We start from the raw sequence: 22,096 nt of genomic DNA, 5'->3' as shown, positions 1-22,096 counted from the left end.
CGCCGTCATCCACTCGAGCGGCTGCTCGGCAACAACAGAGGCATGGGATCACATGACCGTTCAGATTCGACTTTCCGAGATCGACCACGCCAGGCGCGAGGATCGTGGCGACGGCGCTTGGAGCATCGCACCGGACCTGGGTTACTTGCGGCTAGCAATCGTGAATGTCGTGTTCTTCGGCGCACCGGGGAGCGGAGATCGGAACTGGGTGTTGATCGATACCGGGTTGCCGACGTCTCGCAGCAGCATTCTAGCGGTCGCGGAAAAGCGGTTCGGCGTCAACGCACGGCCGGCTGCAATCATCCTGACCCATGGCCATTTCGACCATGTGGGAACGGTTCTAGAACTCGCAAATGGCTGGGACGTGCCTGTCTTCGCCCATCCACTCGAGCACCCCTATTTGGACGGAACCACATCCTATCCGCCACCGGATCCCTGGGTTGGGGGTGGACTGATGGCGCTGCTTTCACCGCTTTTTCCACGCGGGCCAATCGATCTTGGCAGCCGTTTGGAACCCTTGCCCGCCGATGGATCGATCCCCGGAATGCCCGGATGGCAATGGCTGCACACACCCGGACATGCCCCTGGGCATATCTCGCTCTGGCGCGAGCAAGACCGCTCGCTCATCGTAGGAGACGCTTTCATCACCACCGGTCAGGAGTCGGTCTATGAAGTCGCCATTCAGGATCTCGAGATGCACGGTCCGCCGCGCTATTTCACGCCAGACTGGGATGCAGCGGAAAGGTCCGTGAAGCATCTGGCTGCCTTGGGCCCCCAGATGGTCATCAGTGGACACGGTGCGGCTGCTGCGGGAGTGGGCATGCGTCAGGCTCTCGATAATCTGGCTGAGCGATTCAGGGTATTCGCCGTCCCGCCGAAATTGAAATTCGTGCGGGAGCCAGCGTCGCCGATAGCTAGGCCAATCGAGCCTCCATCGTTCTGAAATTATGGTCGGATTGGCGAACGCGGGACCATCGGACAGAGTAACTCGGTCCAGCGGAACAAACCCGGCCGGCGACAGTTGGGGCACTCGCTCAGGGGGCGACACCCTGCGAAGTGCCGCGAGGTTCCGCGCCATGGGGAGGCTCAGATGGAAACCCGATGAACGCATGCCCCTAGCACGCGTTCCCGCAAAGAGAGATTGCAGAACCGGTGTTGTTGCCATCCAGCCCTAAGTTGACACGCCAACTGCTCTGGATCCTCGGAGGCGCATTCTTGCCCGGTTGCGCGGGGGGAGTGCTCGATCCCCAAGGACCAATTGGCGTCGGCAATCGCACGATCCTTTTGAACTCGCTGGCGGTGATGCTGGTGATCGTTGTTCCCACGCTTGTTGCACTTCTGGCATTCGCCTGGAAGTTCCGCGCCTCGAACAGCAACGCCCGCTATAACCCGGAGTTCACCTATTCGGGACGCGTGGAGTTGATCGTCTGGTCGATCCCGACGCTCACCATCCTGTTCATTGGCGGTCTGATCTACTACGGATCGTATCAGCTCGATCCGCGCAAACCGATCCCTTCTAGCCAGCCGCCGCTCGACATTCAGGTGGTGGCGCTCGACTGGAAATGGCTGTTCCTCTATCCGGAGCAGGGCGTGGGCGCTGTCAATCAACTGGTTATCCCCGCCGGTGTTCCAGTGCGTTTCAAGTTGACCTCGGCCAGCGTGATGAACACGTTCTTCGTGCCCCAGCTTGGCAGCATGGTCTACGTCATGAACGGCATGCAGACCGAATTGCATCTGCAGGCCGACCGCGAGGGCAGCTTTTTCGGCCAGTCGGCGCACTTCAGCGGCGACGGCTTCTCGGATATGAATTTCAGTGTGAGCGCGGTTTCAGCCGATGCCTTCACCCGCTGGGCGTCATCGCTGCGTGGCGGGGGCGGCGTGCTCAACGCCAACGCCTATCGCGAACTCGCCCGGCAAAGCACAAATGTGGCGCCGGCTTCCTTCGGTCATGTCCAGCCTGGGCTGTTCGAAGCGGTCGTTCAGCAGACGCTCCCACCGGGTCCGGGGCCTGCTGAGAGCGCAGCCAGCGGCGAGCCACAGGTGAGCCCAAGGGCATTACCCGCGGCGGCGGCAACGATGACCCATCATCCACAAGGCGCAGAATGACGATGCTGGGCAAGCTCGACTGGTCGGTCGTTCCTTTCGATCAACCCATCCCCCTCGGTGCAGCCCTTGGCGTCTTTCTGGCAGCAGCCGCCGTGCTTGGCTGGATAACGGTGAAGGGCTACTGGCCATATCTGTGGAGCGAGTGGATAAGCTCGGTCGACCACAAGCGCATCGGCGTGATGTACATTGTGCTTGCGATGCTCATGCTTCTTCGTGGTTTTATCGATGCTATCATGATGCGCACACAACAGGTGCTGGCGATTCACGGGCCGGGCTACCTCCCGCCGGAGCATTACGACCAGATCTTTTCCGCGCACGGCACGATCATGATCTTCTTCGCCGCGATGCCGTTCATGATCGGCCTGATGAATTTCGTCGTGCCGCTGCAGCTTGGCGTACGCGATGTCGCTTTTCCGACGCTCAATTCCGTCAGCTTCTGGCTGACGGCTTCCGGAGCCCTGCTGGTCAACATCTCGCTTGTGGTCGGTGAGTTCGCGCGCACCGGCTGGCTGCCCTATGCCCCTTTGTCGGAAACCGCCTACTCGCCGGGCGTCGGTGTCGATTATTATCTGTGGGCGATCCAGATCTCCGGCGTCGGCACGCTGCTCACCGGTGTCAACCTGGTGACGACCATCCTCAAGATGCGAGCGCCGGGAATGGGCTATCTGCGAATGCCGATGTTCTGTTGGACCTCGCTCGCGTCCAACCTGCTCATTGTCGCAGCCTTCCCGATCCTTACCGCCACGCTCGCAATGCTGACGCTGGACCGGTATCTCGGCTTCCACTTCTTCACCAACGAAGCTGGTGGAAATCAGATGATGTTCGTCAACCTGATCTGGGCGTGGGGCCATCCCGAAGTATACATCCTGGTGCTTCCCGCCTTCGGAATCTTTTCCGAGATTTTCTCGACTTTTTCATCGAAGCCCCTGTTCGGATACCGTTCGATGGTCGCGGCCACGATGTTCATCTGCATCGTCTCGTTCATGGTCTGGCTGCATCACTTCTTCACCATGGGTGCCGGAGCGGACGTTAATGCCGCCTTCGGCATCGCCACGTCGGTCATTGCCGTGGGAACCGGTGTGAAAATCTACAACTGGCTCTTCACCATGTATGGCGGGCGCGTTCGTTTCGACACGCCGATGCTTTGGGCACTGGCTTTCGTGACCACCTTCACCGTCGGCGGCATGACTGGCGTCCTGCTTGCCGTCCCGCCGGCCGACTTCGTGCTACACAATTCCCTTTTCCTCGTCGCGCATTTCCATAACGTCATCATCTCGGGCGTGTTGTTTGGAGCATTCGCCGGCTTCACCTACTGGTTCCCCAAGGCGTTCGGTTTCCGTTTGCACGAAGGCTGGGGAAAAGCGGCATTTTGGGTCACCTTGGCCGGCTACATGCTGGTCTTCGTACCGCTCTATATCGTCGGTCTGCTCGGCATGACGCGGCGCCTGCAACATATCGATATGGACCTTTGGGCGCCGTGGCTGGTGGTGGCCGCTTTCGGCGTGGTGGTGATGATCGCCGGCGCGGCGCTGCAGATCACACAGCTATTCGTTTCGATCCGGCATCGCGACAAGTTTCGCGACGAAACCGGCGACCCGTGGGATGGGCGTTCGCTGGAGTGGTCGACATCTTCCCCTCCTCCTGTCTTCAATTATGCACGGCTGCCTCACGTGGAAGACGAAGAACCCTACTGGAGCATCAAGCAACGAGGGATCGAACAGAGCGCGGACGAGGAAAAGGCATATGAGCCGATCGAGATGCCTCGCAACAGCCCGACTGGCTTCGTCACCGCCTTCTTCAGCACACTGATCGGCTTCGCGCTGATCTGGCATATATGGTGGCTGGCGATCGTCGGCTTCATCGGCGCCTACGCAACCTTCGTCGTATTCGCCTGGCGCGATCATGGAGACTACGAGATCCCTGTCGACGAGGTCGCCCGCATCGATCATGACCACAAGGCAGCCCAGTTTGCCTGGCTGCGCGGGTGGGAGCGCCCGGCATGAGCGATCACGCATTCTCCGGCGACATCAGCGCCGGCACCCAGGCACGGGACCCGTATCGGCTTAATCACACCGGTCGGCATGCGGTGCGCTCTGCGACGGGCCACGGAGAAGGCGGCCCGGCCTCAAAGTTCGTCACGGTGACCTACGGCTTCTGGATCTTTCTCCTGTCCGACATCATCATGTTCTCGGCATTTTTCGCCGCCTACGCCGTGCTCGCCAAGGCAACCGCCGGCGGACCGACAGGCAAGGATCTGTTCGAACCGACACGGGTTGCGGTCCAGACGGGCCTTCTGCTCACTTCGAGCTTCACCGGCGGCGTGGCAACACTCGCCACCCGTCGCAGATCAATGGCTGCCACGCAGTTCTGGCTTCTCGTCACGGGGTTGCTCGGGGCAGCGTTCCTGTTCCTGGAACTACAGGAGTTCGCGGCAATGATCGGCGAGCAGGCAGGCCCCTCGCGCAGCGCATTTCTTTCTGCCTTCTTTGCGCTCGTTGGCTGCCACGGTGCCCACGTCGGTCTCGGCCTGCTCTGGCTGGGAACGATGATGGCGCAGCTGTGGGTCAAGGGCTTTCGGCCCGACATCTTGCGGCGGCTCCACTGCTTCGGGCTCTTCTGGCACGCCCTCGACATCATCTGGGTTGCCATCTTCACCCTGGTCTATCTGCTGGGAGCATCGTCATGACCGAGTTCGAGAGCAAGACCGGCGAGTTGCAGGACCGCCGCGATTCAGCGCCGGGCGAGGAACACATAAGCGAGCACGAAACGGCTGGGGGCCTCTCGGGCTATGTGCTCGGCTTCGGCCTGGCCATCCTGCTCACGATCGCGTCATTCCTGGCGGCGCGAACCGACCTGATTTACCAGCCCGCGGTCATCTCGGCCCTGGTGGTGCTCGCCGTTGCGCAGATGGGCGTGCATCTTGTCTTCTTTCTGCACCTGACCACCGGGCCGGACAACACCAACAACATCCTGGCCCTGGCCTTCGGCGTGCTGATCGTCGCGCTGGTGGTTCTGGGCTCTATCTGGATCATGGCCCACCTGAATGAAAACATGGCTGCCATGACACCCCATCAAACCGGAACCATGCCTTGAACGCTGCCCTGCGAACGCACGGCCGCCCACAGTGCACCATTCGCACCGATGGCCCCAGGAGACAAAAGGCTCGTCAGATCTCGTGCTTTGGCTGGGCTGCGCGTAGGGCATCAAGCGCTAAGCGAACCGCATCGATGCCTGAGACGCTGGGCTGGATAGGCCTGAAAATCAGGCGGCCGTTCCGGTAGTCCAGGCCCAACGCCTTGCTGTTCCGCCATTGGGACGCCGACGGCTTGTTCCGAGGGGTGATCGCGATGGCCTCGGGACCGACATCGACTTTGCCGACGCCCAATTCCGACGCTGCTATTCGCAACCTGGTAAATTCCAGCAAAAGGGCTACTTCGCCAGGCATGTCTCCAAAGCGGTCCTCGAGCTCTTCGCTGAATGTATCGAGGTCCGGCTCCGAACGGATGCGGGAGAGCCGCGCATAGAGGCCAACGCGCACCGTAGGCTCGTCGACATAGCTCTCGGGAAAAGCCCCCTTTCCCGAGCCATTGATCTCGGCAAGTTGCTTGCTGAAGTTGGCCCCTCCGCCAGCCGCCGAGACCGCCCGCTCCAGCAAGTGCTCGTACAAGCCCACTCCGATCAGCTTCATATGCCCGGCCTGGTCTTCGCCGAAAAGATCTCCGGCGCCACGCAGGTCGAGGTCTCTTTGACTGATTGCCAGGCCGGAGCCGAGCCGATCGAGCGCAAGCATCGTCGAAAGCCGGGCCCTGGTGCCGTCGGCCAGTTCAACGCCAGGCTGGGTCAGAAGAAACGCAACGGCCTGCACCGCCCCCCTTCCGACCCGGCCCCGCAACTGGTGCAACTGCGCCAGACCGAACCGGTCGGGGCGCCAAACGATGATGGTGTTGGCCCGCGGCACATCGAGGCCGCTCTCGATGATGTCGGTGCTCAACAAAATGTCGCCATCACCGTCGGCGAATCCGACCATGACTTCGTCCAGCTGTCTCCCCTTCATTTCACCATGCGCCGTCTTGACCCCGAGTTCCGGCACCAGTCTGTTCAGCTGGTCACAGGCCGGGGCAATATCCTCGATCCGCGGGACCACGAAGAAGCTCTGTCCACCCCGGTGAAATTCACGCAGGAGGGCCGCGCGCACCGATGCTGGATCGAACGCTGCCAAGATCGTGCGAACGGGACGTCGTTTGGCGGGCGGAGAGTTTAGAACGCTGACGTCCTGGATGCCCGACAACGCCGATTGCAGCGTCCGGGGTATCGGTGTGGCGCTCATGCTCAGCGTATGGAGGCGAGGCGTCATGGTCCGCAGGGCCCGCTTCAACTTGACCCCGAACCGGTGCTCCTCGTCGATCACCAGCAGTCCAAGATTGGCGAAGGTGACGCTCCTGGACGCCAGGGCCTGAGTACCCACAACGACCGCAACCTGGCCGCTCCGCAGACCCTCTTTTGCCGCTCTCGCCTCCGCTGCCCCGACCATCCTAGAAAGGTGGGCGACCTGCAGGCCGGTTCCTGCGAAGCGGCGGCTGAACGTCTCATAGTGCTGTCGTGCCAACACCGTTGTCGGCGCTATGATAGCAACCTGTTTCCCGCAGAAAGCCGCGGCGGCGCAAGCACGCAGGGCGACCTCTGTCTTGCCGAAGCCGACATCGCCGCAGACGAGCCGGTTCATTGTTCTTCCCGACGAAAGATCATCGAGCACAGCGCGGATGGCGGCCGCTTGGTCGGGCGTCTCCGTATAGGGAAATCTCGCCGCAAAACGGGCCAAGTCCGTGCGGGAGGGCTTTATGATCTCGGCAGGCTGGCTGGACCTGATTTTGGCAAGACTCAAGAGGCGTTTGGCCAGCCTGTCGATCTCGCGCAACGCAGCTTCGCGTCGCTTCGGCCAGCCCTCGCCTTTGAGGCGATCAAGCGACACTGCCTCCGGTTCCGAGCCGTAGCGCCATATTCGTCCAAAGTCGTCGACCGGAACCAGCAAGGAAGCCCCGCCATGATATTCCAGTCTGACGACATCCTGTTGCTGGCCAGCCAACTCGACCTGTTCGACCGCGGCGAGCACGCCCAGGCCATGGTCTTCATGGACGACGACATCGCCAATGCGCAACTCGGGTTCGAGTATGCCCGTGGTCGCGCTCCCGCTCGCCTTTAACGCGGGCCCAAACAGGTCGGATGCGGCCACCACGGCGATATTGGATTGCGCGTCGACAAACCCTTCGTCGAGGACGAATTCAGCCTTGAGAACAGAGCCCCTCGCGGCCGAAAGGATTTGCGGCAAGTCGGCCGCTTCCTCTGCCCGCCGGCCTAGTCTCCTATCGAGCAGGCGATCTGCTCGCTGCAGTTCAGAGGCATCGCCGGTGAACACTACTCTGACTCCGGCACTCGTCTGCCCTCTGATGAATTCCGCGAAATCATACCCGGGTCGGGCCTGGCGGAAGAATTTGGGAACTCCCACGGCAGAAACGGCTAGTCTCACGCAGCAGCGGTTAAGCAGAGCAGCGTCCCACTCTTCACGGGATAGGTAAAATCGTCCCGGCAAAGGTTTTTTCGTTCCGGCTGCCTCCTGCCTGGCACGACGTGCATCCTCGACCAGATCCAGAATTCTGCCGAGCGGCTGCCCGTCGGTCCCTTCAAGGAAGGAGATCGAAGCGCTGGATGCCGCATCGAAGACGGATGGCATAGCGCCATACGATGCGACCAGGCGCTCCTCCATCGACGTCGCGCGCACCGCTGTCAACTCAGGATGCTCACCAGCTTTAAAGATCAGCTCGGATGCCGGTCCGACCGTAATCGAGTCTCGAACCTGATCGCTGAGCTGACTGAGCGGGTCGTAGGTCTTGAGCTGCCGGATGCAGGCATCGGGATCAACGATGACGCGAACGGGGCCATCCGCGCCAGCAGGGAAAATATCGATGAGATCGCCCCGAAAGGCTATCTCACCCGGTTCGTCGACCCTCTCGTCGACGACATAGCCAATGGCTTCGGACCAGGTTCTAAAATCGTCACGGTCGAGCTTTTGTCCCACCTCCAGAATTGTGAAACCGCCAGCGATGACCGGAGCAGGCGGCACCCGCTGCAGAATGGCTTCGAGCGACATTACAGCGATGCGCGGGCGATCCGGCTTCGTTGCGATCTCACGCAACGCACGAAGCCTTCGCCCCATATTGGCGCGTGTGGGCCACACCCTGTCGTAGGGCAGGCAATCCCAGGACGGCAGCAAGATTATATCCGCGTCAGGCAGGAACTGACGCAAGGCGCCGGTGATCTCCTCGGCACTGCGTTCCGAGGGAGCTATATGGATGATGTGCTTGTCCCGACTGGTCTCCAGGCCACGGGCCAGCGCTACCGCGATTGCTGAGGATGGCGGTCCGCCGTGCTCTATCGCAAACCCGCTGTCATCCGTGTGATCGATTTGTTCGACATCCGTCCGCGAAATATGCCTGTTCACTGAAATCTCACCTTGCCACTGAGACAACGTCAGCGGAGCCACCCCGTTCCTGGCGGCGCATCAAAGAGTTCCAGGACGGGCTGCGGGTGCAGCCCTTGAAATGGGCGGAGCGACAGGGTCAAAGCTGCGCCGTGATCGGCGAACTCCTGGGGCTGGCTGCCCAGCGGGAAAATTTCTAACCGAGCCTATGTCATAGGTTAATGCATTGCTGCCTTGCTCACCTATGGCTGTCCTAAAAAACTGGTGCTTCGATCATTCCGGGATCTTCAACCACGCTCGACGCTGGCAAAACGTTCCAGGCATGGGACCATGCCGCACGGCGGCGCCTTCTGCCGCCGCGCATATGTCCCCATGCCAGTCGGAACTTTTGGCGCGGATAATAGTTCGATCACCAACATCAGCCAGGTAGTCAATTTGTTCCCCACCTCATCCTCGGATGTACTCATTCGCAAGCTTCAGACCATCTCGGATCTTCGAGAGGCCGACATCGGCGTTCTGAAAGGCATTCCGATCCAGGAGAAGGAATATTTGGCCAACCACGATCTGGTGCGTGAGGGCGACCGTCCTGTTTACTCGTTTGTCGTTCTTGATGGCTTGGTCGGTTCGACCAAACATACGGGCGAAGGAAAGCGACAAATCACATCATTCTTCGTCGCCGGCGACATTCCTGATCTGCATGGGCTGCATCTGTCGGTCATGGATTGTAACTTCTCGACCCTTACGCCGGCGCGAATAGGTTTCATGCGGCATGACACCCTGCGTGCCGTTTGCGACCAGCACCCTCGCATCGCCACCGCTTTTTGGCGGTCGACGTTGATAGATGCCGCGATTTACAGGGAGTGGGTCATCAATGTGGGAAGACGCGAGGCATACACCCGCATGGCTCACATCCTGTGCGAACTGATTTTTCGCTTGCGCTCCATGGGGCGCATTGAGGATCACGTGGCGGATATCCCCATTACACAGGCGGCCCTTGGCGATGCACTGGGTTTGTCCACGGTCCACGTCAACCGGATGCTCCAGGAACTACGACGCAGAGGCCTCATTGCCACCTCGGGATCAAAAGTTCACGCACTGGACTGGGCTGGCCTCACTCACGCAGGAGATTTCGACACGACCTACCTGCACCAAAGGAACCCCGCAGATTAGCAGTGACGGAAGCTCTCCGATGGCACGATTTTTCTTCGACAGCGGCGATGGCGATCTCGTCTTCGAGGACGAAATAGGTGTCGAATGCGCTGGCCTCGAGGAGGTCCGCCGCGCGGGATTCGAGGGCCTTGTCGACCTCACGAGAGAGTCACTGAAGAGCGTCGACGGGCAGCAATTGTTTATCGAAGTGCGCGATGAAAATGGCGCCAAGATTTTGCGGCTGAGCCTCTCGCTTCGGGTAAAATCGAACGTATAAATTTGCACTCTACGCGCAGCGTTAGGCGAGCGGACTGGGACTGCAAACATCCACTGGCATGTCGTGTCTCAAAACCAAGGCCACTTTTGAGCGACATGCATTAACCCATAGATTGTGCCTCGATTCGCCTCGATTTGTGTACAGGACGGGGAACCATCAAAGAGCCGCCGAGTTCGTCCAACGGACAAGCTCGGAATCTAACATGGAAGAAATCGGCAAGGCACAACAAAAGGTCATAGCCCGCCTCATACGGGAGTGGATTTCATCGGACGCCAATCGTCGCCAGCTTCGCCAGTTGCTGGATCTGCCGACAGATGCGGACATGCCCAGCGAGCATCGGTCATTGCTTGACGAACTCGACCGAAAGCTCAACCAATGAGCGCCCCTGCTTTCGGGAGGGCTTCCGAGTGGATGCGAGCCGGTGGCGAGGGAAAGGAGCTGAGGTCGACATCTGGTTGAGGCCGCCGACATTTGACCGAAGCAGACGCGAATGCTTTACGCCGGACGGCGCCGATTGGCCGAAGAAAGAATGTTCGGTGGTTTCGTGGAGCCGCGGTCGGATTCCTAGAGGTGAGTTTCTGCACCTTGCTGCGCGTTTAAAAGTTGAGAAACGGCAGTTATGATCTGCGGCAGAAAAAAGGGCTTGGTGATCATTGTGCTGTTGGGCACGCCTTCCGCTCCCCAGTGTACCGCGCTGTCGCCACTGATATAGACAACCGGGATGGTCGAGTTGGACCTTCGCAAGTGCCGAGCGACCTCCCACCCCGACTGTCCTGCTCCCAGACGGATGTCCGTGAGCACGGCCTTGAACTTGGTCGGATCGGGGTCGAAAGCCGCCAGCGCCTCGGCGGCACTCCGAGTGCCGACGACCTGGAAGCCGGCCTCCTCCAAAGCTGACTCGAGGTCGAGCAGGATCATTGTCTCATCTTCGACGATCAGGACAGCACCTTCGCTCATCCGGAATCTCCCCAAGCCGCCACCGCTAATACGAGTTCGGCGTCAACTTGGTTCCATCTGACGCGCAGCAGCCTGTTGGTTATCGAAGCTCTACGCTGCCTCGATTGCGCGGCGGACTTGTGACGTCGGGAAGCCACCCTGGAAAAGGCCGACACCGGCTTAGCTGCTTCGACAGCCTTGGACAATGAGGCTGAATTACAGGTTGTAGCCGACGCTTAACCGTTGCCGACGAGGTCGCTTTGATCAAGCGTTCTCCTGATCTCCAGAAGCTTGCTGGATCTGCGTCATGACCTTTTGGGGATCCACATTCTCGGCGAGTTCCGGCAGCTCTTTGTCGGCCGGGGTCGAGATATTCAGACGCGCCGTCAAGGCAGCCACCATCTCGATCAGCCGCGTGGTTTCATGTTCGTTTAGAAGGCTGATCTGCAAATCCAGTTCGGCTCGGCGCTCGCTGTGGGCGGCCATTCTGTTCTGATTGATCAGCACGAAAGTAGACAGGAAGATTGCCTCAACCGAGGCGACCATGGCCAGGATCACGAAAGTCGGGTCCCAGGCTGGGACGGCTGGTATCGCGCCAAGGTTCGCGAGGACCCAGACGACAAGAATTGCAAGGTGCAGATAGACGAAAGTCATGCTTCCCGCGAAGCGCGAAACAGCGCCGGCGACCCACGCTTGAACGCCTTGGTGCTCCTCTTGCTGTCGCCTGTGCTCGACCAGGGCCTGTATGTTCTGGTGGAGCACCGACTGCATGTCGGCTGGACGTTGGTCGCTCATTTGAAAGCCCCGTTTGGAGATCATTCCGTGCAAGCGGCGTCGCTTATCGCCGGTGGCTCCCCCGAGGCCGGATCTGCCTTGAACTCGTCGGCACACGACTTGGGTCGCTGCCGACGGCCCGCTTGGAACAAAGCGTGCCGTCCTGCAATAGTGTGCACCATGCCCACCACTGCCTGCGGGGCGCTCTGATGAACCATATGGCCGGCGCCCGGAACCACCTCGAGGAGAGACCCACCGACTTCCGCGTGCAAGCGTCGTGCATCGCGTTGCGCGTCGAACAAACGATCCCCGGATCCCGCCATGATGCCGGTGGGCACGGCAATGTCCCTATAGTTGGCTTTTCCCAACAGGGACGCGGCCAGCATCGATGCTGTCTCCAGAGAAACCGCCCGCAGTTGGGAAGGGCGGCTGGCGACATCTTTGGCAAGTGCGGCGAACTCGCCGGCGACGACGGCGGGTTTAAAGATCTTCTCCATTGCCCAATGCCAAGCAAGCCTTACAAGCGGCGGCAGCAAGGTGTGACGAAACGCGGTGCCGATCACAGGCAGTGCAGGGAGTGCGGCCAGTGCAAGATCCAGCCGCGGCGGCGGATAGTAATAGCCCGAGACCAGCACGATGCCGGCGACCGATTGAGAATGCCTGCGCGCCAATTCGAGGGCGATCCAAGCTCCCCAGGAATGTCCAAGCACGAGGTATTTCTCTATACCCAGCCCGCAGGCGGCGGCATGTATAAGGTCGGCTTGGTCGCGAGCGGACCAACGCCGGCCGCGCGGCCGTGAGCTTCGCCCAAAACCGGGACGATCAAATGCAAGCACCCGATAGGTCTTTGCCGCCTCATCGAAGATGCCGCTCGACTTGAAATCCTCCGCCATGGATCCATTGCCATGCAGGAGAAGCAGCGGCATGCCGGTTCCGGCTTCGATAAAATGCAGGCGCACACCATCGATCTCCATCACACGTCCGCATGCCCGGCCGGCAATCGCACGTTTGGCGCGGATGGCATTGTATGCCGCCAGCGCCGCCAACGAGGCCGCGAGCAACCCGGTCGCGAGTTTCGGTCCATCTCTGTCGAACGCCATGCCCGTGCCTGTTGGAAACCATCTGCCGACCCCAACTCTCGGGGCGAAAGCTTGTTCCGCCAGACAAGACAACGCTGTACAACCGGCTCAAGCGGCTAAAGTAGGCCTTCTCCATGGAGTTGGGACCGTTAAGCCTGGGCAGCGCTGCTGCCTCCCATTTTCCAATCACCCTGCCAACGTGCGCGCACGGCAATGATCAGCATGGCCGCTTCCGTCATCCCGGTCTGGAAAAGTCTGACCAGCTCTCTCGCGATGGATTCTGCCGCGGTAGTGTCCGACGAAATCTCAAATTCCTCACACAGCGCGTCGAAAACCGACCGAAGCGTTTTCAGGTCGTCTGGATAGAGAGCGTCCGTATTCGTAAGAATGGGTCGGTCAAGCATCAAAACGTCTCCAAACGAGTGAAGTGCGGTTCGGGCACCCAGCCAGCGGGAGCTCGTCAAGTGCCCGCTGGTTTCCCCTTTATCCGCCACAGCGCGCCAACCTGTCATTAACCTATGACCGGTGCGGCGTGTTCGGCTGACCGGCCCGCCAAAGAAACTGCCGTCCTGCGGGGAACTCTTGGCCCCAGACTGCATTTAAGTCCGGGCAAAACGGGGGCGAAATGGGGGCCACTTCAAGCAATCCGCGATCTGAACTACAGCGCTTCGAGCTTTTGGCAGCGCTGGGCGACCGTATTCGCGAGATTACGGATCCCGTAGAACTGGCCTACGCAGCCGCGGAACTGCTGGGGAACCATTTTGGCATCAGCCGAGCCGGATACGGCACGATCGATCTAGAGAAAGAAACGATCACCATTGACAGGGACTGGAACGCGCCAGGCATCAAAAGCCTGGCTGGGACGCTGAATTTCAGGAACTACGGCTCGTATATCGAGGATTTGAAACGAGGCGAAACCGTTGTCTTTGAAAACGCCGAGACAGATCCGCGAACCAGCAGCCATGCGGAGGCACTCAAAGCCATCAGCGCCCAATCCGTCATCAACATGCCCGTTACCGAGCATGGCGGGCTGGTGGCGCTGTTATACCTGAACCACTCCGCGCCCAGACGCTGGGCGACGGAGGAAGTAGCCCTCATTTCGGCAGTCGCGGACCGGACGCGTACGGCGATAGAACGCCTTCGCGCCGAACTGGCCCTCCGTGAGAACGCCGAACGCCTTGCTTTTCTCGACCGCCTCGGCAGGGAGATAGCCCTCGCGGCCGACGCCGATGCTGTCATGCAGATCACCACTCGGCTCCTCGGCGAACATCTTGGCGTCTCGATCTGTGCCTATGCCGACATGGAGCAGGACCAAGACCATTTCACCATCCGCGGCGATTGGAGCGCACCTGGCTCGCCCAGCATCAGGGGATATTACAGTCTTGCCGATTTCGGTCGCCTGGCTGTCACCAACCTCAGCGCCAACAAGCCGCTTATCATCAACAACAACCTTGAGGAAATTGCTCCCGAGGAAGCGAAGACCTTTCAGGATATCGGGATAACGGCAACCATCTGTATGCCTTTGGTCAAACAAGGCCGACTGACTGCCCTGATGGCCATCCACGACAAGCAGCGCCGCGTCTGGTCGCAACGCGAACTGTCCTTGCTGACCGAGGTGACGGAGCGGTCCTGGGCTCACATCGAGCGCGTTCGCTCGGAACAGGCGGCACGGGCCAGCGAGGAGAGGCTGAGGCTTGCCACCGACGCGGCCGCTATTGGCACCTGGGATTACGATCCCATCAGCGGAGTGCTGCGTTGGGACGACCGGTGCAAAGCCCTTTTTGGTTTGCCGCCGGACGCGGAGGTGACATATGAAAGCGCCTTCCTGGCGGGCCTCCACCCGGAAGATCGCGCACGGGCCGACGAGGCCGTACGCCAGTCGCTCGCGCCAGGCACCCCCTCCCGCTACGACATCGAATACCGGACGATCGGCCTTCGGGATGGCAAGGAGCGCTGGATTGCCGCAACGGGGGAAGCGCTTTTCCAGTCCGGCCGTGCGATCCGCTTCATCGGCACCGTGGTCGACGTCACCGCGCGAAAGCGGGTGGAGCATCAGCTTCAGTTGATGAACGCCACTGCGGCAGCCGTGGCGGCCGAGCTTGACGTAGAGCGAATTGTCCAGACGGTAACCGATGCCGGCGTGGTGCTGTCGGGCGCACAATTCGGAGCTTTCTTCTACAACGTGATCGACGACAAGGGCGACAGCTATGTGCTCTACGCCCTTTCGGGGGCACCTCGTTCTGCTTTCGAAAACTTTCCCATGCCGCGCAACACCGCGGTGTTCGAGCCCACTTTCCGCGGCACAAGCGTGGTGCGTTCCGACGATATCCTCACCGATCCGCGTTACGGAAAGAACTGGCCCCGCAAGGGAATGCCGGAGGGCCATCTGCCGGTGCGTTCCTATCTCGCCGTGCCGGTCGTCTCGCGTTCGGGCGAGGTCCTGGGCGGCCTCTTCCTTGGTCATTCAGAGACCGGCGTGTTCGCCGAACAGCAAGAAGCGGCCTTGCTGGGGCTTGCCGGCCATGCCGCGACGGCCATCGACAACTCCCGGCTGTTCAAGGCGCTGCAGACACTCAACGGCACGCTCGAACAACGTGTCAAAGATGAAGTTGCGGAACGCGCCAGAGCAGAAGAGCACCTGCGCCAAGCCCAGAAGATGGAAGCTGTCGGACAGCTCACCGGTGGCATCGCGCACGACTTCAACAATATGCTGGCCGTCACCATCGGCGGCCTGAACCTTGTGCAGCGCAAGCTCAGAAACGGCGATACCAACGTCCACCAATTCGTAACCGGCGCGATCGATGGAGCACAACGTGCCGCAGAACTTACCAGGCGACTGCTCGCCTTTTCCCGCCAGCAACCACTGGCGCCGAAGCGGCTGAATCCAAATCGCCTCGTCTCCGGTATGAGCGAATTGCTGAACCGGACGCTTGGCGAGACCATTCAGATCGAGACCGTGCTCGCTGCGGGCCTATGGCATGTCGAGGCCGACGCAGGGCAATTGGAAAGCGCGCTGCTCAACCTTTGCGTCAACGCAAGGGATGCCATGCCTGCTGGCGGCAAGCTGACGATCGAGACATCAAACGCCCACGTCGACGATCGCTATGCCAGGGAGAACGCGATCCCCTCCGGCCAGTATGTGATGATAGCGGTCACCGATACAGGAACGGGCATGACTGCTGATGTTGTCGCAAGAGCCTTCGATCCGTTCTTCACCACCAAGGGGGTCGGCAAAGGCACCGGGCTGGGACTCAGCCAAGTCTATGGGTTTGTTCGCCAGTCCGGCGGCAGTGTGAAGATCTATTCCGAGCAGGGCATCGGAACCACCTTGAAAATATATTTGCCGCGCTCGCACCATGGCGTGCTCGACAGCCAAATCGACGTCGTGGCAGGCGAGCACCCCGGCTGTGCAGACGAGATCATCATGGTTGTCGAGGATGAAGATCGCGTCCGGCTGATGGCCGCGGAAGCGCTGCGGGAACTGGGCTACTCCGTGCTGGAAATGCAAGGTCCACGCGAAGCGCTGGTGGCCGTCGAAAGCGGGCAAGTGCCGTCGCTTCTGTTCACCGACGTGGTGATGCCGGAGATGTCGGGCCGGGAGCTGGTGGATCAGGTCAAGACAATGCACCCGTCGCTAAAAGTGCTCTACACCACCGGCTACACACGAAATGCGATTGTCCACAACGGCACGCTCGATTTCGGAACCGAACTTTTGACCAAGCCCTACACGATCGACGAATTGGCAGAGAAAGTCCGGAAGGTGCTGGATCGAAAGTGAACGGGCAACAGCCCGCGACGCTCGCCGTGTGACCGAACCCGGCGTTTGCCGCGTAAGGTGTGCGGCGAAACGGGCCGAAGGTGTCGACACCGACATCGTATTAATATGGCCCGGCTTCACTTTTCCGAGCCAGTATCCCTCCAGATTTTGTCTACCTCTTGCCCATCCGCGGCCTTGCTCATTGCTGTGATGGCGCAGCACGATCGAAATCTCGTTGCCGCCGGTCACCGGTCGGAGAATAAATGCCGCCTCTGGCTCGCTGCGATGCTCAACACTGAAGTTAAAAATGCTCGCTGGCCGATGGCCGGATGGAACAATCAACTTGCCGGGATGTTCGGATGATCTAACCGGAGAGATGTCCATGTTCATGCACAACAAGCGCCTGCAATACACCGTTCGCGTCTCGGAGCCGAATCCTCGCCTGGCCTGCATGATCATGGAACAGTTCGGCGGCGCCGATGGCGAGCTTGCAGCGGCCATGCGCTATTTCACGCAAGGGCTTGGCGAGGACGATCTTGGCCGTCGCGACATGTTGCTCGATATTGCGACCGAAGAACTCAGCCATCTCGAAGTGGTGGGATCAATCGTCACCATGCTCAACAAGGGGCTCAAGGCACAGCTGGCCGAGGGCCAAATGAAGGAAGCGGACCTTTACCTGATGATCGGCGCCAGCGGCACAACAGCCAAGGAATCAATTCTGTTCGGCGGCGCTCCCGCGCTGTGCGACTCAGCCGGCGTTCCCTGGACCGCGGCCTATGTCGATTCGCGCGGTGAACCTACGGTGGATTTGCGATCGAATATCGCGGCCGAAGCTCGCGCCAAGATCGTTTACGAACGCCTCATCAACATCACCGACGACCCGGGAATCAAGGACGCGCTCGGCTTCCTGATGACCCGCGAGATCGCGCACCAGAAGTCGTTTGAGAAAGCACTCTACGCGATCGAAAACAATTTCCCTTCCGGCAAGCTCCCAGGCGTAGAGAAGTACGCCAGCATGTATGTCAACACCTCTCAAGGCGACGGCGATGTCGCTGGCCCATGGAATTCCGGCGAAGAGTGGGATCGGATCGATGACCTTGAAGAGGTGATGCCCGTCGACGGCGGAGACGGCCTGGCAACTGTCAAGCTGGGGGCCAAAGACATGAAGGTGGTGGCCAGGATGGCCGACCGTACGCTTTCCGATCCGGCTTCCGATCCGACAACAGGCGCTGATCTAGGAGCAGGCCCGGGANGGATGGCCGACCGTACGCTTTCCGATCCGGCTTCCGATCCGACAACAGGCGCTGATCTAGGAGCAGGCCCGGGAGCTGGCCGTACCAAGAACGCCGATTTCGGCGGCGCGGCAAGCATTCAGGAGGCCCCGGCCGTGGCAGAGGCTGCTGTCAAACGCGCACGTAGGCGTTAGTACAGAGCCGACGCGGGCATCTATGTTCCGCGATGCGGCCGGAAGCTAACACCGACGAAGGCAGGGCGCCCGACCAGCAACGGACTGGCCGGAGCGCTCGCATCGACATCTGTGCTGAATGTGGGTGAAGCAACCATGGCCACCGCCGCACCACGATCAGATTCGGAGCGTGCGGGCCAGCCGGACAAGGTCCGTCCCGACGGTTGCGAGAACCGGTGCATCGTGACAATCGGAGCATCGGCCGGCGGCGTCGACGCGCTGAAGAGACTTGTCCGCGATCTTTCGCCGGACATCCCGGCGGCTCTCCTCGTCGTACAGCACGTTGGTCCCACGAGTTACCTCGGCGACATTCTCGGTCGCGCTGCCAACATGCCCGTTGCAAATGCCTCCAACGGCATGAAGGCTAAAAACGGGCACATCTTCGTTGCACCGCCGGGAGCTCACCTTCTGTTACACGACGATCATATGCTGCTGCGGCGCGGGCCGCGCGAGAACCTGGCGCGCCCCGCCATCGACCCCCTGTTTCGATCGGTGGCCTGCAGCTTTGGTGGCAGGGTGATCGGGGTCGTGCTTACAGGCAGCCTCTCCGACGGCACCGCCGGCCTGCGCGCCATCAAGATGTGTGGCGGCGTCAGCGTGGTCCAGGATCCCGACGACGCTGCAGTACCCGATATGCCGCTGAGCGCTTTGCAGAATGTGGAAATCGACCATTGCGTGGCCCTGTCCGAGATGGCTGGCCTGTTACACAGGCTTGCTTCCGAAATGGCGGGACCGACACTAGAAATCCCGCCTGTCATCCGCCTCGAGGCTGCGATTGCTGCTCAGGAGCACGGCACAATGGAACAGACAGAAGGCCAGCTTGGCACCCCATCGACATTTGTCTGCCCCGAATGTCACGGACCACTTTGGGAGATAGAAGACGGGCCGATTACCCGTTACCGCTGCCACACCGGACATGCGTTCGGAGCAGACGTTTTGATGCAGGCCCAGGCTGACGATGCGGAACAGGCTCTTTGGAGCCTTTTAAGAGCGCACCAGCAGCGGGCTGAGTTGGCGAAACGGATGGCAAAACGCGAAGCCGCGCGGGAAAGACACAGCCTGGCCAGTCAAATGGCTGCGCGGGCCGCGGAATACGAAGCCGACGCGAAACTTATTGAAGAGATCATCCATCGTCGAACGCCGTGACAAGGCAACAGCGTTTGTCAGGGCGGGTGCGTCTGCGCCATCCCGATCGCATTTTCCTGGATCAGCCGCGTTGCCTCACCGCTTGGCCTGTGGCCACGGGTATCCAGGTCCCATGCTTTGATTGAACACCTGCACCCAAATCCAACTGCACGAATTTTATGCAAAGCAGGAACATAGAAGCATTACGCGAGTTAGGCACTGACGCACTGGACGTATCCTCGCATTCTGCGGTCTGCCGGGGTGGTCCTTGTTATGTAAACGAATGCCAGGACAATGTATCGCTCGCAGCTTTTCGTACCTCTTTTTGGCCTGCTGTTGCTGATGGGTGGCCTGTTCCACGGGCACGAGGCCATGGCGCAGGAGCCCTGTCCGGCCGATCACGATAAGCTGCTTGCAGCCCTCAAAGCCAACGTGAAGGCAAGCGGCGGACCAGCCAATGGCGGCTTTGAAACCAACGAATGGGCAGCCATCGTTGCCCGTGACGGCACTGTCTGCGCGATTGCGTTCAGCGGCCCCACCCCCGACTCGCAATGGCCGGGAAGTCGGCTCATAGCAGCGGAGAAAGCCAACACGGCCAACGGTCTCAGCCTGGCTCAGATGGCCCTCTCTACGGCCAATCTCTATGCGGGGGTGCAGCCGGGCGGGCCGCTATTTGGCATGCAGGAGACCAATCCCGTCAACCAGGCCGCGGCCTATACGGGCGATCCCAAAACGTTCGGAAGCGCCGGCGACCCGCTCGTCGGCAAGCCGATCGGAGGCGTCGTGGTGTTTGGCGGCGGGCTTGCCCTCTACGACGGCAAGAGCATTGTCGGCGGCCTCGGCGTTTCAGGCGACTCCTCATGCGCCGATCACAATGTCGCCTGGCGTATCCGCGCGGCGCTCGGCTTCGACAAGGTCCCGGCAGGCGTCAATCCAAATCGCAAGGATGCCATTGTCTACGATCTGGACCCCGGCGGCAAAAGCGCTTCGGGCTGGGGCCATCCGCTTTGTGCCGGAACGGAGGCCGACATCGCCGCCGAACTCGGCGCCGGCGTGGGAGGCTCGATCAATAAATGAAAGTTATGCCGCAATTGGCATTAACGCGCGTTGACGTAGAACGACGTACCCGCAAATTGGCAGCCGGGAATTCCTTTGGCGCTATCCTTCTGGTGACGCTGCTCGCCTGCCTGCTGCTTCTGGGCGCTGCGTCCGAGCCTCCTAAAACACCAGCGATCGTACCGCCAGCCGCAGCTTCGCCACCCGATGACGGCCAATGGACGATGCCGGCCAAGAACTACGCGTCGACGCGCTTCAGCGAACTCTCCGAGATCAATGAAGGCAACGTCAAGAACCTGCAGGTCGCGTTCACGTTTTCGACAGGCGTGAACAAGGGCCAGGAAGCAGCGCCGCTGGTCGTCGGCAACACCATGTATATCGTGACGCCCTTTCCCAACTTCGTCTATGCGCTCGATCTCTCCAAGCCCGGCGCCCCGATGAAGTGGAAGTACGAACCCAATCCCGAGCCGGCGGCACAGGGAGTGGCCTGCTGCGACGTCGTCAACCGCGGGGTGGCATTCGCCGACGGGCGCATCTTTTTCAATACGCTGGACGGCCACACGATTGCCCTTGATGCGAACACGGGCAAGCCGATCTGGAACACTCATGTCGGCAACATCAACATCGGCGAGACCATCACCATGGCGCCGCTTGTGGTGAAGGGCAAAGTGCTGGTCGGCAATTCCGGCGGCGAGATGGGCGTTCGCGGCTGGGTAAAGGCGCTCGACGCCGGCGACGGTCATGTCGTCTGGATCGCCTATAGCACCGGGCCGGACAAGGACGTGCTGATCGGATCGGACTTCAAGCCGCACTATGACATGGACAAAGGCAAGGATCTTGGCGTCACGACGTGGCCGCCGGAAGCCTGGAAGATCGGCGGCGGCAACATGTGGGGCTGGATTTCCTATGATCCCGATCTGAACCTGATCTTCCACGGCACCGGCAATCCCGGACCATGGAATCCGGATTTGCGGCCGGGCGACAACAAGTGGACGTCTGGCATTTTCGCGCGCGATCCCGACACCGGCGCGGCGAAATGGTTCTATCAGTGGAGCCCGCATGACCTCCACGATTATGACGGCATCAACGAGCAGATCCTGCTCGACATGACCTGGCAGGGCAAGCCGCGCAAGGTGCTGATCCGGCCGGAGCGCAACGGCTATCTCTACATCCTCGACCGGACAACCGGCGAGGTGCTGTCGGCAAAACCGTTTGGTCCGGTCAACTCCAGCAAAGGTGTGGATCTGAAAACCGGTCGGCTGATCGTAAACCCGGACAAGAAGACCGGCACCGGCAAGGTCGTTCGCGATATCTGTCCGACGGCGTCGGGCCTCAAGGACTGGCAGCCTTCCGCGTTCTCGCCGAAGACCGGCCTGCTCTACATCCCGCACAACAATCTGTGCATGGATGAAGAAGGCGTCGAGGTGAACTACATCGCCGGCACGCCCTATGTGGGCATGAACGTCCGCATGATACCAGGGCCCGGCGGTAATCGCGGCGCCTTCACCGCCTGGGACATCGCCGCGGAGAAACCCGCCTGGAGCCTCAAGGAGAATTTCCCGGTGTGGAGCGGCGCGGTGGTGACCGCCGGCGACGTTGTCTTCTATGGCACGATGGAAGGCTGGTTCAAGGCGGTCAGCGCCAAGACCGGAGACCTGCTTTGGCAGTTCAAGACCTCGTCCGGGATCATCGGCCAGCCCATCACCTATCGCGGTCCCGACGGGCACCAGTATGTCGCCATCCTCTCAGGCGTCGGCGGCTGGGCCGGCGCCATTGTATCGGGCGATCTTGACCCGCGTGACGCCACCGCCGCGCTCGGTTTCGTCAATGCCATGAAAGATCTGAAGAACGCGACAACCTCGGGAGGCACGCTTTATGTGTTCCGGCTGCCTTGATG

The 22,096-nt window shown here is 60.6% G+C and carries 18 protein-coding genes; 13 read left to right on the top strand and 5 right to left on the bottom strand.

What is annotated here, in order from left to right:
* Positions 1-52: 52 nt before the first annotated feature.
* The 5 genes from X751_RS153865 to cyoD all read left to right on the top strand — a co-directional run bounded on the left by X751_RS153865 (position 53) and on the right by cyoD (position 5,199).
* Positions 53-943, top strand: a complete 891-nt coding sequence (locus X751_RS153865) for an MBL fold metallo-hydrolase (RefSeq protein WP_023741832.1) — start codon at positions 53-55, stop codon at positions 941-943.
* Between the two features lie 197 nt (positions 944-1,140).
* A complete protein-coding gene (gene cyoA / locus X751_RS19120) occupies positions 1,141-2,106 on the top strand; it encodes a ubiquinol oxidase subunit II (RefSeq protein ID WP_084627195.1) in 966 nt (321 codons plus the stop codon).
* A 2-nt stretch (positions 2,107-2,108) separates the two neighbouring features.
* Positions 2,109-4,109 (top strand): cytochrome o ubiquinol oxidase subunit I, encoded by a 2,001-nt coding sequence (gene cyoB / locus X751_RS153870; RefSeq protein ID WP_023744489.1) that lies wholly within the window; start codon positions 2,109-2,111, stop codon positions 4,107-4,109.
* Positions 4,106-4,792, top strand: coding sequence for a cytochrome (ubi)quinol oxidase subunit III (locus X751_RS153875; protein WP_023681134.1), 687 nt, complete (start codon positions 4,106-4,108; stop codon positions 4,790-4,792). The genes cyoB and X751_RS153875 overlap by 4 nt, the downstream gene beginning before the upstream one ends.
* Positions 4,789-5,199, top strand: coding sequence for a cytochrome o ubiquinol oxidase subunit IV (cyoD, locus tag X751_RS153880; protein ID WP_023687822.1), 411 nt, complete (start codon positions 4,789-4,791; stop codon positions 5,197-5,199). Before X751_RS153875 ends, cyoD begins: the two co-directional genes overlap by 4 nt.
* 73 nt (positions 5,200-5,272) lie before the next feature.
* Here cyoD and X751_RS153885 read toward each other — a convergent pair whose 3' ends face one another.
* The gene (locus tag X751_RS153885) at positions 5,273-8,602 is read right to left on the bottom strand and encodes a DEAD/DEAH box helicase (protein WP_198022436.1); all 3,330 of its coding nucleotides are present in this window, start codon (positions 8,600-8,602) and stop codon (positions 5,273-5,275) included.
* A gap of 309 nt (positions 8,603-8,911) precedes the next feature.
* On the opposite strand from X751_RS153885, the gene X751_RS153890 reads away from it, so the two are divergent.
* From X751_RS153890 to X751_RS1000000166925, 3 genes are all read left to right on the top strand, one after another.
* A complete protein-coding gene (locus X751_RS153890; protein ID WP_023714650.1) occupies positions 8,912-9,751 on the top strand; it encodes a Crp/Fnr family transcriptional regulator in 840 nt (279 codons plus the stop codon).
* Positions 9,752-9,770: 19 nt separating this feature from the next.
* Positions 9,771-10,007 carry a hypothetical protein gene (locus X751_RS153895; protein WP_023681130.1) on the top strand — a complete coding sequence of 79 codons (237 nt, stop codon included), beginning with the start codon at positions 9,771-9,773 and terminating at the stop codon, positions 10,005-10,007.
* A gap of 202 nt (positions 10,008-10,209) precedes the next feature.
* Positions 10,210-10,386, top strand: coding sequence for a hypothetical protein (locus tag X751_RS1000000166925; RefSeq protein ID WP_023687819.1), 177 nt, complete (start codon positions 10,210-10,212; stop codon positions 10,384-10,386).
* Between the two features lie 185 nt (positions 10,387-10,571).
* Here the strand turns inward: X751_RS1000000166925 and X751_RS153900 are convergent, their stop codons facing one another.
* From X751_RS153900 to X751_RS153910, 4 genes are all read right to left on the bottom strand, one after another.
* Positions 10,572-10,964: a response regulator gene (locus X751_RS153900; RefSeq protein ID WP_023681129.1), complete on the bottom strand. Its 393-nt coding sequence runs from the start codon at positions 10,962-10,964 to the stop codon at positions 10,572-10,574.
* Between the two features lie 243 nt (positions 10,965-11,207).
* Positions 11,208-11,738 (bottom strand): DUF1003 domain-containing protein, encoded by a 531-nt coding sequence (locus X751_RS153905; RefSeq protein ID WP_023681128.1) that lies wholly within the window; start codon positions 11,736-11,738, stop codon positions 11,208-11,210.
* A 20-nt stretch (positions 11,739-11,758) separates the two neighbouring features.
* A complete protein-coding gene (locus tag X751_RS01000000163705; protein ID WP_023681127.1) occupies positions 11,759-12,817 on the bottom strand; it encodes an alpha/beta hydrolase in 1,059 nt (352 codons plus the stop codon).
* Between the two features lie 128 nt (positions 12,818-12,945).
* A complete protein-coding gene (locus X751_RS153910) occupies positions 12,946-13,200 on the bottom strand; it encodes a hypothetical protein (protein ID WP_023681126.1) in 255 nt (84 codons plus the stop codon).
* A 221-nt stretch (positions 13,201-13,421) separates the two neighbouring features.
* Here X751_RS153910 and X751_RS153915 point away from each other — a divergent pair, with 221 nt between their 5' ends.
* From X751_RS153915 to X751_RS153935, 5 genes are all read left to right on the top strand, one after another.
* Positions 13,422-16,574 (top strand): GAF domain-containing protein, encoded by a 3,153-nt coding sequence (locus X751_RS153915; RefSeq protein ID WP_023744487.1) that lies wholly within the window; start codon positions 13,422-13,424, stop codon positions 16,572-16,574.
* Between the two features lie 361 nt (positions 16,575-16,935).
* A complete protein-coding gene (locus X751_RS153920) occupies positions 16,936-17,979 on the top strand; it encodes a manganese catalase family protein (protein WP_023744486.1) in 1,044 nt (347 codons plus the stop codon).
* Positions 17,980-18,114: 135 nt separating this feature from the next.
* Complete coding sequence (locus X751_RS153925; RefSeq protein ID WP_023744485.1) at positions 18,115-19,164, top strand: chemotaxis protein CheB; 1,050 nt, start codon at positions 18,115-18,117, stop codon at positions 19,162-19,164.
* A gap of 273 nt (positions 19,165-19,437) precedes the next feature.
* Positions 19,438-20,220 carry a heme-binding protein gene (locus tag X751_RS153930; protein WP_023696350.1) on the top strand — a complete coding sequence of 261 codons (783 nt, stop codon included), beginning with the start codon at positions 19,438-19,440 and terminating at the stop codon, positions 20,218-20,220.
* Positions 20,217-22,094 (top strand): methanol/ethanol family PQQ-dependent dehydrogenase, encoded by a 1,878-nt coding sequence (locus X751_RS153935; RefSeq protein ID WP_023744483.1) that lies wholly within the window; start codon positions 20,217-20,219, stop codon positions 22,092-22,094. The genes X751_RS153930 and X751_RS153935 overlap by 4 nt, the downstream gene beginning before the upstream one ends.
* The last annotated feature ends 2 nt before the right edge of the window (positions 22,095-22,096 follow it).

Origin of the sequence: Mesorhizobium sp. LNJC394B00 (assembly GCF_000502555.1) — a bacterium.
GTDB lineage: Bacteria > Pseudomonadota > Alphaproteobacteria > Rhizobiales > Rhizobiaceae > Mesorhizobium.
Note: the sequence above shows the minus strand (reverse complement) of the source record. Positions and strands in the feature narration are given on the sequence as shown.

Bases quoted from the DNA above. Each gene is read 5' to 3' on its own strand.
- X751_RS01000000163705 (WP_023681127.1), bottom strand. From the start codon at position 12,817: ATGGCGTTCGACAGAGATGGACCGAAACTCGCGACCGGGTTGCTCGCG.
- X751_RS153895 (WP_023681130.1), top strand. From the start codon at position 9,771: ATGGCACGATTTTTCTTCGACAGCGGCGATGGCGATCTCGTCTTCGAG.
- X751_RS153900 (WP_023681129.1), bottom strand. From the start codon at position 10,964: ATGAGCGAAGGTGCTGTCCTGATCGTCGAAGATGAGACAATGATCCTG.
- cyoD (WP_023687822.1), top strand. From the start codon at position 4,789: ATGACCGAGTTCGAGAGCAAGACCGGCGAGTTGCAGGACCGCCGCGAT.
- X751_RS153925 (WP_023744485.1), top strand. From the start codon at position 18,115: ATGGCCACCGCCGCACCACGATCAGATTCGGAGCGTGCGGGCCAGCCG.
- X751_RS153890 (WP_023714650.1), top strand. From the start codon at position 8,912: ATGCCGCACGGCGGCGCCTTCTGCCGCCGCGCATATGTCCCCATGCCA.
- X751_RS153935 (WP_023744483.1), top strand. From the start codon at position 20,217: ATGAAAGTTATGCCGCAATTGGCATTAACGCGCGTTGACGTAGAACGA.
- cyoB (WP_023744489.1), top strand. From the start codon at position 2,109: ATGCTGGGCAAGCTCGACTGGTCGGTCGTTCCTTTCGATCAACCCATC.
- X751_RS153915 (WP_023744487.1), top strand. From the start codon at position 13,422: ATGGGGGCCACTTCAAGCAATCCGCGATCTGAACTACAGCGCTTCGAG.
- X751_RS153910 (WP_023681126.1), bottom strand. From the start codon at position 13,200: ATGCTTGACCGACCCATTCTTACGAATACGGACGCTCTCTATCCAGAC.
- X751_RS153865 (WP_023741832.1), top strand. From the start codon at position 53: ATGACCGTTCAGATTCGACTTTCCGAGATCGACCACGCCAGGCGCGAG.
- X751_RS153905 (WP_023681128.1), bottom strand. From the start codon at position 11,738: ATGAGCGACCAACGTCCAGCCGACATGCAGTCGGTGCTCCACCAGAAC.
- X751_RS153875 (WP_023681134.1), top strand. From the start codon at position 4,106: ATGAGCGATCACGCATTCTCCGGCGACATCAGCGCCGGCACCCAGGCA.
- X751_RS153930 (WP_023696350.1), top strand. From the start codon at position 19,438: ATGTATCGCTCGCAGCTTTTCGTACCTCTTTTTGGCCTGCTGTTGCTG.
- X751_RS1000000166925 (WP_023687819.1), top strand. From the start codon at position 10,210: ATGGAAGAAATCGGCAAGGCACAACAAAAGGTCATAGCCCGCCTCATA.